General features: G+C 56.3%; 8 protein-coding genes and 1 other RNA gene. 6 read left to right on the forward strand and 3 right to left on the reverse strand.

Features of this window, described 5'->3' with window-relative positions:
- The first annotated feature begins 104 nt into the window (after window positions 1-104).
- The 6 genes from ABDK11_RS15395 (at window position 105) to ABDK11_RS15420 (ending at window position 8,418) form a co-directional block, all read left to right on the forward strand.
- Window positions 105-1,532 (forward strand): sodium-dependent transporter, encoded by a 1,428-nt coding sequence (locus ABDK11_RS15395; RefSeq protein ID WP_346837400.1) that lies wholly within the window; start codon window positions 105-107, stop codon window positions 1,530-1,532.
- A 9-nt stretch (window positions 1,533-1,541) separates the two neighbouring features.
- On the forward strand, window positions 1,542-2,021 hold the full coding sequence (gene smpB, locus ABDK11_RS15400; protein ID WP_346837401.1) for an SsrA-binding protein SmpB: 480 nt from the start codon (window positions 1,542-1,544) through the stop codon (window positions 2,019-2,021).
- 77 nt (window positions 2,022-2,098) lie between these two features.
- Window positions 2,099-3,463: a sodium-dependent transporter gene (locus ABDK11_RS15405; protein ID WP_346837402.1), complete on the forward strand. Its 1,365-nt coding sequence runs from the start codon at window positions 2,099-2,101 to the stop codon at window positions 3,461-3,463.
- A gap of 98 nt (window positions 3,464-3,561) precedes the next feature.
- Window positions 3,562-3,950, forward strand: a transfer-messenger RNA (tmRNA) gene (gene ssrA / locus ABDK11_RS15410).
- A gap of 571 nt (window positions 3,951-4,521) precedes the next feature.
- A complete protein-coding gene (locus ABDK11_RS15415) occupies window positions 4,522-6,831 on the forward strand; it encodes a fatty acid cis/trans isomerase (protein ID WP_346837403.1) in 2,310 nt (769 codons plus the stop codon).
- A 27-nt stretch (window positions 6,832-6,858) separates the two neighbouring features.
- The gene (locus ABDK11_RS15420; RefSeq protein WP_346837404.1) at window positions 6,859-8,418 is read left to right on the forward strand and encodes a carbohydrate porin; all 1,560 of its coding nucleotides are present in this window, start codon (window positions 6,859-6,861) and stop codon (window positions 8,416-8,418) included.
- Between the two features lie 458 nt (window positions 8,419-8,876).
- Here the strand turns inward: ABDK11_RS15420 and ABDK11_RS15425 are convergent, their stop codons facing one another.
- The 3 genes from ABDK11_RS15425 to ABDK11_RS15435 form a co-directional block, all read right to left on the reverse strand.
- Window positions 8,877-10,616: an arylsulfatase gene (locus ABDK11_RS15425; RefSeq protein WP_346837405.1), complete on the reverse strand. Its 1,740-nt coding sequence runs from the start codon at window positions 10,614-10,616 to the stop codon at window positions 8,877-8,879.
- Window positions 10,617-10,816: 200 nt separating this feature from the next.
- Window positions 10,817-12,802 (reverse strand): alkyl sulfatase dimerization domain-containing protein, encoded by a 1,986-nt coding sequence (locus ABDK11_RS15430; protein ID WP_346837406.1) that lies wholly within the window; start codon window positions 12,800-12,802, stop codon window positions 10,817-10,819.
- A 35-nt stretch (window positions 12,803-12,837) separates the two neighbouring features.
- Window positions 12,838-13,401: a hypothetical protein gene (locus ABDK11_RS15435; protein WP_346837407.1), complete on the reverse strand. Its 564-nt coding sequence runs from the start codon at window positions 13,399-13,401 to the stop codon at window positions 12,838-12,840.
- Window positions 13,402-13,514 lie beyond the last annotated feature (113 nt).

The raw sequence follows: 13,514 nt of genomic DNA on the forward strand, positions 1-13,514 counted from the left end.
GAGCTCGAGTCGGCCCTCCGCCACAGCGGCGCATTGCCGTGCCATGGAGCCAGGCCGATCAACAGCAGGCAAGTAATTCCAGAAAAAATAATAGCGAGAGTACTATGGCCGCAGCGAGAGAACATTTTGGATCACGCCTAGGGTTTATCCTGGCCGCCGCCGGGTCTGCCGTCGGCATCGGCAATCTGGTGTCATTTCCGGTCGCCGCGACCAAGAGCGGCGGTGGCGCCTTCCTGGTGGTGTACGCCATGTTCGTGATCTTTGTGTGCCTGCCGGTGATGATGGCCGAGCTGGCGCTGGGCCGCAAATCCGACAAGGACCCGGTGGGCGCCTACCGGCAGATGTCCGGCGGTTCGCGCCTGTGGCGGATTCCCGGCTGGCTCGCGCTGATTACCCCCTTCATGATCGCTGTCTTCTACCTGGTCGTCACCGTGTGGGTACTGGGCTACCTGGTGGAAACCCTGATGGGTAACCTGGACGCGCTGACCACCGCCGACTACTTCGGCAACTTCATCAACTCGCCGATGGTATTCGTCTACCTGGCCATCCTGATGGTGATGATCAACGGTATTCTCGCCCTCGGGGTCAAAGACGGCATCGAGCGCGCTGCCAAGACCCTGATGCCGATGCTGTTTGTGATGCTGGTGGCACTGGTGATCTTCGTCCTCACGCTCGATAACGCCGGCCTGGGTGTGCGCTACTACCTGATCCCGGACTTCAGCAAGATCGACGCCGCCGTGGTCAGCAAGGCCATGGCGCAGGCCTTCTTCTCGCTGTCGCTGGGCATGGGGATCATGATCACCTACGGTTCCTATATGAAGAAGCACGACTCGATCCCCGGTTCCGCCCGCGCCGTCGCCGTGACCGATACCCTGGTGGCGTTTATCGCCGGTCTGCTGATCCTGCCGAGCATCTTCCACTTCAACCCGAATATCGACCCCTCGGAGCTGAGTGACTCCTCCGCCGGCATGATCTTCCTGTTCCTGCCGAAGATCTTCCTCGCCCTGCAGAGTAGCATCGGCTATTTCGGGGCCAGCGCCTTCGCCGCACTGTTCTTTTTCCTGGTGCTGGTCGCCGCGCTGACCTCGCTGGTGTCGATTATCGAGGTGCCGCTCGCCACCCTGCGCGACGAGCGCGGTATGGAGCGCAAGAAGGCCATTTACCTGGTGGGCGCCGTGCAGTTTGTACTGGCGGTCGGCTGCGCCGTATCATTCGGCATGGTGCAGTGGTTTACCCAAACCGCACAGATTGCCGGCCAGGACAAATCCTTCTTCGACCTGATCGAACTGGTCTTCTACGATACTATTTTGCCGCTGAACGGCCTGCTGATCTGCCTGTTCGCGATCTACAAGTGGAAGCGTGTCAACCTCGACCAGGAACTGCAGGATGGCGACCCCAAGTTCGCCGGCTCGTTTTCCCAGAAATATGTCAATTTCTCCCTGGGCACCTTTATTCCGTTGATCCTGTTCCTGGTCTTCGTCAATACGGTGGCCCTGAAATTCTTCGGATTTAACCTGTTAGACCTTATTTAAGTTGTATTCATGGCCAAAAAGAAAAAGGCACAAACTTCCAACACCATCGCCCTCAACAAGAAGGCCCGCCACGACTACTTCATCGAGGAGAAGTTCGAGGCCGGCCTGGAGCTGCAGGGCTGGGAAGTAAAGAGCTGCCGCGAGGGCAAGGCGCAGCTCACCGACAGTTACGTGATCTTCAAGAATGGCGAGGCCTGGCTGCTGGGTGCGCGCATCCAGCCGCTGCCCAGCGCCTCGACCCACTTCGTCACCGAACCGGATCGCACCCGCCGGCTACTGCTCAACAAGCGTGAGCTGTCCAAACTGATCGCCGCGGTAGAGCAGAAAGGCCACACGGTTGTGGCCACCGCGCTCTACTGGAAAAAACACCTGATCAAGTGCGAGATCGCGCTGGCCAAGGGTAAGGCCATGCACGACAAGCGCGATACAGAGAAAGCGCGCGACTGGAACCGCGAGAAACAGCGCCTGATGCGCACCGATCACCGCTAGCCCCGCCCCCACCCCGGTGGGGCCAGAGGGACCCACAGCGGTAAGACAACAATAACGAAGAAATAAAGAGAGTTACGATGAGTGCACCGCGAGGAAAATTCAGCTCCAACTTCGGCTTCCTGATGGCCGCGGCGGGTTCCGCCGTGGGCCTCGGCAATATCTGGGGCTTTCCCACCAAGGCCGCCGGCAACGGCGGCGCCGCCTTCGTGGTGGTTTACCTGGTGCTGGCCTTTCTGCTCGCCTACCCGGCGCTGATGGCCGAACTGACCATCGGCCGCCATGCCCGCAGCAATATGGTCCAGGCCCTGCGCGGCATCGCCACGGGGCCCATCAGCCGGTTTGTCGGCACTGTCGCCGGCCTCGGCGGTATCCTCGTGGCGTCGCTGATCCTCAGCTTTTACGCCATCGTCGCCGGCTGGATGGTGGCCTACCTGGCCGAGCCATTTGCCTCGCTGGTTGGCGCCAACCATGTTGCCGACTGGCTCACCGGCGACAGCGCCGCGCGCAACCTGACCATGACCGCTATCTTCAGCGGGTTCACCATGCTGATCATTGCCAGCGGCGTGGAGAAGGGTATCGAGCGCTGGTCCACCGTACTGATGCCGGCTCTAATCATCCTGCTGTTGCTGCTGATCGTGTATGTGCTGACCCAGGACGGCGCCATGGAGGGCCTCCAGGTTTACCTGATGCCCGACTTCAGCCAGTTCACGCCGGAACTGCTGATTTCCGCCATGGGCCAGGCGTTTTTCTCGCTCTCGCTCGGCGTCGGCACCATGCTGATCTACGGCTCCTACCTCAGCCGCCAGGAGAGCCTGCCGCGTCTCGGCGCGCTGGTCACCCTGATCGACGTGGGCATCGCCTTCACCGCCGGCCTGCTGATCATCCCGGCCATGTATGTGGCCCAGAACGCGGGTACACAGATCTTCTCCGACAGCGGTGAACTGATCGCCGGCCCCGGTCTGATTCTGCAGGTACTGCCGGCCCTGTTCGACACCATGGGCACCACTGGCCTGTTCGTCGCCATCGCCTTCTTTGCCCTGATGGTGATCGCCTCGCTCACCTCCTCCATCTCCATGCTGGAGGTGCCGGTGGCCTTCTCGATCGAGAACCTGGGCATGAAGCGCAAGCCGGCCACATTGCTGATGGGGCTGATCATCTTCGGGCTCAGCAACATGATCATCTTCAACGTCTACAACTCTGACGACCCGCTCACGATGATTGCCAGCATCAGCACCGAGTACGGCCAACCGCTGCTGGGTGTCGTACTGTGTGTCTTTGCCGGCTGGATCCTGCGCAGGAACCAGCTGCTGGAGGAGCTGAAGCAGGGCCACGAACATATCGAGCAGACCCTGTTCTGGAAGGTCTGGCCCTGGTATGTACGCATCGTCTGCCCGCTGCTGATCCTGGTCGCCTTTGCCGTCTCCCAGGGGCTGATCGGCTAGCGCAGCAATAATGACCAGACAGCCGCAGACAGCCATACACGGGTATTGTTTGCGGCCGTTTTCGGGTATAATTACCTGACACAAGTGAGTTTCTTTCCGGGGATGACTTGGATTCGACGCCGGTGACGAAACCATGGGTGCATGCCGTGAGGGTAGCGAATCACGTAAATCCAAAGCTGCATTTTATTAGTTGCCAACGACGACAACTACGGTGCCCAACTGGCTGCGTAAGCAGTCCGCGAAGCACTAACTAAGGGTTCGCCCTTAGCGGCCTTCAGTAAGGTTCCAGTACCGCGCTGCAGGCTGTCATACAGAACTGGATCGTCCTGAAGCGTGCCTGACGTGGATGGCCTAAAACTTATTCAGGCTCGCTCTTAACGTCCTGCCCGCTGGGCTGTATAGAGTTAAATCAATAGGCGGAACTAAGCATGTAGAGCCTCTGGCAGAGTGCTGACGGACGCGGGTTCGACTCCCGCCATCTCCACCAAATTAAAAAGGCCCGTTACCGCAAGGTAACGGGCCTTTTTAATTTGTCGGGCTGTCGCGAGTAGAACGCTTAGCGAGGGTTCGATCAGCGCGCCCCGCGCGCTAAGACAGCCGCAGGCTGCCCCGCAGGGGTGAGGAGCACAGCGACGAATCACTCCCGCCATGCGGACTCGCAGCCCCCCCAAATTCCGAACGAAGGGGAACCCCCAATCGAATGAGATGGCGGGAGTTGAATTCAGTGCTCAGGTGTCGATCAACGAGCCCCTAATCTAATCGCGCTCGTTTTTACTGAATGCCAGAATCAGCCTGACCCCAAATACGCTGAAGGCTTTTCACGTTTTCGTTCATTACACTGGGAAACACGCCTTCACGGTGCGTACAGCGGCCAGCCAAATACTTCAAATAGTATCCAACTTGTTGTCGCATTTTACACCACTTGAAAATAACTAAGCACGTTTCCGTGTGCCACACTTTCTCGCAGAAATTAAGTTACCCGTTTCCCGCCGTCAAAAACAACGTGTTTGGAATTCCGATACTCGCTAACAGAGAGGGGAATATCTCCAGAGGATAGAATGACTACTCATAAATCCAGGAATTTTTTCCTATATTTGGCATTGATATCTTTTTCCTTGATCGCGATTGTTACTTCCAGAAATTCCAATGCAGAAGAAATTTCATTCACCACTCAAGTAAAGCCAATTCTTGATACAAAATGCGTTTCCTGCCATGCATGCTACGACTCTCCTGCTCAGCTGGATCTTACTAGCACCAAAGGAATTGCGCGTGGAGCGATAAAGTTCGACCCCTACGTACCTCGACTTAAACCGACCGATTCAACGATCTTGTGGGCCAGCCCAAAATCCACGGAAGAGTGGCGTAAGATGGGTTTCTTCTCCGTTACCGAAGGCGGCGGAAACTCGATAATGGCAAAAATGCTCAGGCTCGGCCACGACAACCCAGTCGAATCCAATGCGCGTTTCCCAACGGGGATCGACATCGACTCGCTCACACGGCGGAATGTGATGCCGAACGAAGCGGAAATCGATAACTATGTAAAAGCGCGGCCGCTTGAGGGGATGCCACTGGCAGTGACAGCGCTTTCCAGTGAGGAATACCGGGTTTTGATGGAATGGCTTAAACAAGGTGCTCCGCTCGAAAATGTCACACCGCAGCCAACCACTGCAGCAATCGCGAAAATTGCTGAATGGGAGGAATATCTCAACGGCGCAGATAACCGTTCCCAGTTGGTTGCTCGGTACATCTACGAGCACGCAAATTCATTTAGCGTAAGATTCGACGACAGCGGCACCTTCTACCAGCTAATTCGCTCTACGACCCCCAGTGGTAAGTCGCCTGTTCCAGTCGCGGCGAAAATGCCGAACGACCCGGTCGATGGCAAGTTCTACTACCGCCTTCAGCCGATTGTGCGCACCCGCTGCGCAAAGCTGCATCAGCTCCTGCTGGACGCAAGCGGTGACAAACTCTCCCGATACAAGGCAATCTTCAATGAGACCAGCTGGGACGTGAAAACCTTACCCGGCTACTCTGTCAGCGAGCGCTGGGACCCGCTCAACGTGTTTGCATCGATCCCGGCAAAAGCCCGCTGGAAATACCTGCTGGAGGATATCTGGCTACACCGGGCCAGTATCGTCTGGGGACCTTCTTGCCGGGGGCAACTGACTGTCGGCTCAGTGCGGGACCAAGAATGGGATTTTTTTGAAGATCCGGAAACATCGCTCTATGTAAACGATGCCGAATATCGCGCTGAACTAGCACCCTATCTCGCGCCGCCGGCGTCACCAGAAGACATCGTATCTTTCCTTAACTGGTTGAGAGAATTCGCCGAGAAACGCCGGGAAGTACTTGATCGTGCAGCGGCGCGGCTGGCGGAGGGCCACCAAGCTCGCATTACCGATATCTGGGCTGGGGAAAAGCCTGGTGACACGCCGATGATTTCAATTTTTCGCAACGGCGATAATGCATTCGTTTCTAAGCGCGGCGCGGCAGTCGGTGACTTCCCCAAAACAAGTTGGGTCCTCGACTTGCCACTGCTCGAACTGATGCTTTACAACGGTGCCGTCGTCAATTTCGATCTGTTCGGCGATGTAGGTTCATGGTTGGCGCTTCGCGAGGGCTTTGGACTTTTGCGCCGCACTGCGGAGTCGAACTTTCTGCGCTTCCTGCCCGCAGATCAGCGTCAGGAAATTTACGACAGTTGGTACGGCGGCAAGCTCACCGAGCTGCGTCGAGCCCGATTACTCGATTTTGGCCCGGACACCACGGTGCCGACGGCCATCAAATTCAAGACGGACGACCCCAAAACAGAATTCCAAAAAATGCTGCTCGAACACGTCCGTTTCACGGAGAAAGCTGACCCGATCAATCGGTCCGTAACCGGAGATAGCCCAGGACACCTGATTGAGACCCTGCGTTCGATTACCAATGCATCGAAACAGCAGCCCGACTGGCGCAAATTCAAGACACTATTGCCGGAAGCGACCCTATTGCTAATTGAAGCGCCAGGCAAAGATCCGCGTGTCTACACGATGTCACTTAACCGTGATTTCCTCACCAAAGGCGCTGCAACGAGCCTGCTCCAGGAAGAAAATCCGAGCAAAGCCACAGTTACCATCTACCCGGGTATCCAGACCGCATACCCCAATTTTTCCTTCCGGATTGCGGAATCGGAACTGGACGACTTCGCGAAGGCGCTGATCGCGGCTGAGACAGCAGATGACCTGGAGTCGATTGTAAAACGGTGGGGCGTACGACGTTCCAGCCCTGTCTTCTGGCACGTCATGCAGAGCTTCACCGACTATGTCCGTCGTATAGATCCCCTTAAGGCCGCCACGTTCGACATCAATCGCTACAAGAACCTTTGAGTCGGGGCGATGGAAATGGGAAGAAGGATGGCGAAAGCAGCTGAAACACTGACCACTCACGTAGTCACTGCCACTCGAACCGCAGCCTGTGCCGCAGTCTTATGCTGTGCACTTGGCGTAGATCCCAGTCGCGCAGGTGAAAATATCAGCGGTTTCACTTATCTGGATAATCCAACCACGGAGACAACCGCTGAGACTTTCGGGCCTACGAGTTCTAACTGCCTCTCGATTGCCAACGTCGCCCCTGTCTTGCTGCCGTACGTCAACAACGGACCGGTATTTGGCTTGCCGGGAACGATCGTCGGTGATATCTCCGAACGCACTCAGCTAACCGGTGACTGGGGTGGGCAGCGCACTGCTCTGGCCGAGAAGGGTGTGTTCATGGATGTCTACACAACATTCGCTTACCAAAGCATAACTTCTGGGGGACTCGATGAAGTCGATGCCTCGATCAATAACGTTCAGATCTCAATTAACGTCGATACTGGCCGCGCCGGGCTGTGGCGTGGCGGTGTACTCCACTTTACCGCGCAGGGACGCACCGGCTCCTCATTTGACGATCAATTTGCCGTGGGCAGCTCCATACCTCAGTATCTAGATCTCCTGTTACCGGGCGCAAAGCTGGACAACGATATATACCCCTCAGATTTCTACCTTCTACAATCGATCACTCCGAAAACCGGGGTGATCGTCGGCGTCATCAACGGTCTGTACCTACCAGATCAAACGCTGTTCGGTGACGCGCATCGGTATGCATTCACCAACTTCAGTTTTAACAAGAACCCCCTATTTGCAAACTTCTTCGGCCCCACCGCAGTGGCAGCTCTCGGCGCTTACGCACCGTCGGAGTCACTTGTATTCACTGGTGGAGTTCTTGATCCCTACACCGTGGCAAATGATTATTCCGATACGTTCGACGCGGTCAATCTCTACGGCCAAGCAACATTCACTTATAGTGCCGGGGGACGACCCGGGCAAGTCACAGGAGCGGTAAATTGGACCAATCAAGAAAAGCTAAACTTGGATGACCCGTTTGAGCCATTTACACCGCTGCAAATTGCGGAACTGTTGACTACTACCGATCTATCAATAAGCGACCTTGACCTTTCACTCAACAACATCGACTCAAGCTATTTCGCCATAGGAAATTTTTCGCAATACCTGTTGGTAAAGGACGACCCGACCAGTATCAAAGAAAAACTTAAGAGTGGTCAGCAGCTGCGCGGACTGGGGCTATTTGGCCGCTTCGGGTATGCACCCGAAAAGTCCAATGTTCTGGCAGCACACGCAAGCCTTGCACTTTATGGACGCGGACTTTCAAACCAGCGACCGATTGACAGCTTCGGTGCTGGCGTTTACTACAACAGAATAAGCCGAGGGCTCACAGATGGCCTAAGTGATCTAACTCTTGGCGCCATAGATGTGGATGACGAAGTAGGCATTGAGGCATTTTATGACTTCGCGTTAACGCCGGCAGTTCGCTTAATCGCCAGCTATCAGTGGATTCAGAATCCATTGCTCGCGCAAGTGGTTTCGAATGAGGACCATGCAAATGTCTTCTTTGCACGCATTAGTGTTGCCTGGTAAATGCCCACCTACTTGTCGCACGCACAGAAAATGTACAACATTAAAAAGCGCTGCAAATAGTTTTGAAAGGCAATTCGGCAACTAAAAAAAATTGAGAGCCAGGTATATTTGGTGCGCTTCGCGATCGCACAGACTTCGACTCCAAATAGCGGAGTTGAATAGGTGGAACCGAGACAAAGGAACACCAATAGGAACACCACCTTAAGATTGACAACAAATTCCTGTTATTTTTCAATGACTTATAACAACAATCCTGCTCCCGCCATCGTACGATCGGCATGCTACCAAGCTTCATTAAGCATCTGGGTTAATGGATATTCCTGCCAAAACTTTACTCGGCCCCCAATTATTTAATCCACCAGTACCGCGTGCAATTTCGCAGTGCTGATGGATAGCATCTCGGAATTTCTAGATATACAGCCTGGCCGAAACTAAATGGCTGCGGACCGGCTTCACGGTTATTCCCCCATGTGGCTCGTGGTCTTTTGCTCCTTCATCTGTTGGATGATTTGGTCGAGATTGTAGCTCGCAGGGGCCTGGAGCGGCGGGAACTTCTTGTATGTCTCAAGTTCCTTTAACCACATCAGTTGCCCGATCGGCAACAGGTTCCAATCGTAGATATAGGCTGTGGAAGGCGCACCCAGCGCGCCGCCAACCGCCAACGCACTCTTGTTATTGAGCACATTCTCCTCGAAAGGATCACGCCTGATATTGTCCACCTGGGTCCAGTGGTACGTCTGCACACCCATGAAGCCGCCCTCGGCATTATCGGGGGCCATGGCGAAATAGAATTTCCAGTTCTTGTAACGGACCGCCGAGGGGTGCGAACCGCTGTAGTAAAAGATGTAATCGCGCGCGGAATCTCCCTTACCCTCCAGGTAGGCACGCTGGTCGACACCGTCCAGTGTCGTCTTGACGATCCCTGGATACTTGCCGGCCTCGATCTGTTGCTTCAATCCGTCGCCAGAGGGACCGCCGGCAATATTGACCAGAGTGGGCACCCAATCGAGGGCCGAGAAGATCCCGTTCATCACCCCGCCCGGTTTTATGTGCCCCGGCCAGCGCACTAGCAGCGGCAAACGCATACCACCCTCCCAGGTGGTCAGCTTACCGCCCCGGAAGGGTGTGACACCGCCATCCGGATAGGTGATGGTTTCGGCGCCATTATCGGTGGTGAAGATGATGATTGTGTTGTCGAGCTGCCCCATGTCCTCGAGCTTTTTGAAGACGTAGCCGATGTTGTCGTCGAGCTGCTTCATGCCGGCTTCGTTGAGGCCCCAGTCCTTGCCGCCCTTCTCTCCGAGCATATCCAGGTATTTGTCCGGGAGCATGGTGGTGACGTGCATACGCGCCGGGTTGTAGTAAACAAAGAATGGCTTGCCCGTCTTCTTGGGGTCATTTCGATCGAGGAAATCAATCACCTTTGCGGATATTTCCTCATCCACGGTTTTCGACCGCTCTAGTGTCAGCGGCCCCTCGTCTTTGCAGGTCTGGTTCTTCTCCGTGCCGTCTGAGGAAGTGCACCAGATGACGGGGCGCGGAGGCGTCATACACAGCCCGTCCTTGGGGTCGATGGCACCCGGCGGGTCCGAAAGGCCCTTGACTGGGGTGTTTTTGCAGGCCGGCACGACGGCCTGGTCGGTCGGCGTCTTGTTGATATCCGGAAAGCTCACGCCCTGCATGGCGTCCAAATGGTACAGATAGCCCCAGAACTCCTGAAAGCCGTGCGCAGTGGGCAATGAGGAGGTCTTGTCGCCGAGGTGGTTCTTACCAAACTGGCCCGTGTTGTAGCCAAGATCTTTAAGAAACTTGCCGATGGATGGTGTGCCGGGCAACAGGGAGCTGGTCGCACCAGGAAGCTGAGGCAGGAGCATTCCCGCGCGCAAAGGATTCATGCCGGTGACGAACGCTGTGCGCCCGGAAGTGCAGCTCTGCTGTCCGTAATAGTCCGTGAACAGCACACCCTCTTTTGCGATGCGGTCGATGTTGGGCGTCTCACCCACCATCAGCCCGCGGTGGTAGGCACCAACGTTAAAGATCCCGACATCATCCGGCATGATGAACAGAATGTTGGGCTTCTTGCCATCCGGCTCCGCTGCAGCAGCCGGCACGCTGTTAGCGACTATTGCCAACGCGCCAAGGCTGAAGACAAGCGCCGCTCTGCACAGACTGGCTAGCAGTTTCGATTTCCTTATCATTTCCGGTTCCCCTCCACTTATGGGGTACTTGCGTTTCAGGACGGCAATCCCTCACTGAGCTGCCTGTACTCTTACGTGTATGCGTTCCAGAATCCGCGGCACTTCGGCGTGCAGGGGCACTTCGTGCTTAGGAGTACGCGCATGTTCATCGCACGCGAACGTCGGTCATCGGCGCACGCGGGCGCTGACTCTGCTGTTTCCTATTTCGTCCCCATCGGCAGCACCACTTGATACCAGGGATCAAACGTATCCAGCAGAGAGACGAACTCTTCAAACTTCTTGGCGTCACCATCGAGTTTGATCGAGCCCTTGGTAACCCCTTGTTCCACCTTCAGCTTGCCGCCAATGATCTCATTCAAAGTATCCCGGCTCATGGTGATACTGGCATCGGCGTCCTTCGCCTGCTGATCCTTGTGGTACTGCAGAACGCCGTACTGCACCACCAGCAGGTACTTGTCCTTGGTGTCTGGCAATTCCAGATTCATCTTGATGGTCTTGCCTTCCGCCTTGGGACCGTTGAGACGAATCGACAGGTAGTCGAAGAACAGTTCCAGCGGCATGGCAGCGACCGTGTCCGGGCTGGCGAATACCGCGATCGGCATGGGTTTGACGCCTTCGCGCAAGTCCTTGGCCGCACTCATGTACCAGCCACGCCAGGTGCCCGCCTCAGCCTGGTAACCGAGCTGCTCACTGGCATCCGCCATAAGATTGCGCTCTTTCATGTTACCGGGATCGGCATAGACCACCTGCATCAACACCTGCATCACCCAGCGGTAATCGCCCTTGTCATAGTCTGCCTGGGCCTTCTTGATAATGGCGTCGGCGCCGCCCATGTAGTCGACGTATTTCTTGGCGGCCTCGACCCGCGGCAGTGGATGCAGGGTAGCGGGGTTGCCGTTAAACCAGCCAAAGTGCTTGTCGACGGCGGCCTTGACGTTGTGATTGGTAGTGCCGTAGTAACCGCGCAGCCCCCATTCGGATTGCAGTTCCTTGGGCAGCTGGAGCATTTCGGCGGCCTCGACCATATCGTAGCCAGCGTTTGCCAGACGCACCGACTGGTCGTTGATGTACTTGTAGGCGGCGGACTGCCTGACCAGATGCTCGCTGATACGCTCTTTGCCCCAAATAGGCCAGTGGTGCGGTGCGTACAGGACTTCTGCCTCTCTTCCCCAGCGCTCATTTGCCAATTTCAGGTACTTGGCCCAGTTGTAGGCACTGCGCACCTTGGCCCCGCGCAGGCTGTACACGTTGTGCTGGGTGTGCACCGCGTCCTCAGCGGTGGACAGCGCCTTGTACTTGGGGATGTAGAAAAACATCTCCGCCGGCGCCTCGGTGTCCGGAGCCAGCATGAACTCGAAATCCAGACCGGCGATGGTCTCCTTCTGGACCGGTTCCGTGATCACGTTGGTCGGCACGGCGAAGGTGATGGTTCCCCTGGAGTTAATCAGGCCCAAGCCGCTTGTCACGCTCCCGGTGGGGCCTGGCTCTACCAGCTGGCTGTATTGGTAGCCGCTGAGACGGGTCTGGCGGTTGCCGCCTATCACGTTTTCGTTGAGTGCCGCCTCCGTGAAACCAGTCGGCGCGTAAATCTTGACCTTGCCGGAGTCGATATCCTCCTGGCTCACCACCCCCTTAACGCCGCCATAGTGATCAATGTGAGAATGGGAGTGGATTACCGCTACGACGGGCTTGTCGCCGCGATGTTTGCGGTAGAGATCCAGCCCCGCCTTGGCGGTCTCGGCAGAAACCAACGGATCCATGACGATCACGCCGTTGGGGGCCTCGATGAAGGTAATGTTGGAGATGTCCAGACCGCGAACCTGGTAGATGTGGTCGGTCACTTTAAACAGGCCGGTGTAGTGCTCCATGACCTGAGCCTGTCGCCACAGGCTGGGGTTGACCGTGTCCGGCGCCGGCTTGTCACCACGAAGAAAATCGAACTTGGGCAAATCCCAGACGATGTCGCCCTTGGCGTTCTTGACCACACCGTTGTTTTCCAGCGGGGCGATGAACCCTTTCTTGGAATCCTCGAAGGCCTGCTTGTTGTTAAACGGCAGCTCCTTGAGCACCGCCGCGTTGGCCGCCTTGGTGGCCGCGGTGGCTGGTTTTGCGGTGTCGGCCCCCATGACAGACTGAGCGACACCGATGGCCAATAAAAACGATAGCGCTGTGCGCGTCAGTTTCATTTTTGCACGTCCTTGTTTCCTTACTTGGCTATTATTTATCGACCCCTCCGGCCGGTCATGGATACCGTTTTCAGTACGTTGCTGATGGCTATTTTTTCTCTCTCGTTTCCGTCGATAAGGAGCATGCCATCCGCCACGGCACGGTCGACCGATAATTTGCCGGCCAGCACTTGCATCAATACCGGCTCCCCGGTGAGCACAACAGACTCCCCTGCGGCCGGGCCGTCGGTGTGGATGTCAACGCGAATATTGCCGTCAGACCGCGAGTAGCGGGCCCATAGCTGACTCTCCACGTAACCAAGTGAGAAGCTCGCCGGCAGTTCCCCGGCGGCGGGTGATGCAGCGAGCACTTTCTTAAATGACTGCAGTTGATGCTGCGTATCGGCGTAGTTGGCGCTGCCTTTGCTTGGCGCCGCAAGGGCTGGGGCCTCAATAACACCATTGTCCGCGGCTCTGCGCAGAGCCACCGCTAAAGAGAAAGAACCGGGGTACATGCGATCGAGGGATAGCTCTAAAGCATGAAAGGCGCAACCGATCGCTGCCGGTGCTGCACCCGCCATAAGTATGCTGCATAGAACAAATGGTAAATAACCGCTCAATGGCTTTTCCATAAAGCCAGTAAAGCACGGTCACCCCGAAACGTGGCTGATGGGTGCTGACTGAAATGCCAAAAAATTATAGCTGGCTAGGGGCTAGCAAGCAGGAGGGGTCC

This window comes from Microbulbifer sp. SAOS-129_SWC (assembly GCF_039696035.1).
Classification (GTDB): domain Bacteria; phylum Pseudomonadota; class Gammaproteobacteria; order Pseudomonadales; family Cellvibrionaceae; genus Microbulbifer.

Coding starts and splice junctions, on each gene's coding strand:
- ABDK11_RS15395 (WP_346837400.1), top strand. CDS start 105: ATGGCCGCAGCGAGAGAACATTTTGGATCACGCCTAGGGTTTATCCTG.
- smpB (WP_346837401.1), top strand. CDS start 1,542: ATGGCCAAAAAGAAAAAGGCACAAACTTCCAACACCATCGCCCTCAAC.
- ABDK11_RS15405 (WP_346837402.1), top strand. CDS start 2,099: ATGAGTGCACCGCGAGGAAAATTCAGCTCCAACTTCGGCTTCCTGATG.
- ABDK11_RS15415 (WP_346837403.1), top strand. CDS start 4,522: ATGACTACTCATAAATCCAGGAATTTTTTCCTATATTTGGCATTGATA.
- ABDK11_RS15420 (WP_346837404.1), top strand. CDS start 6,859: ATGGCGAAAGCAGCTGAAACACTGACCACTCACGTAGTCACTGCCACT.
- ABDK11_RS15425 (WP_346837405.1), bottom strand. CDS start 10,616: ATGATAAGGAAATCGAAACTGCTAGCCAGTCTGTGCAGAGCGGCGCTT.
- ABDK11_RS15430 (WP_346837406.1), bottom strand. CDS start 12,802: ATGAAACTGACGCGCACAGCGCTATCGTTTTTATTGGCCATCGGTGTC.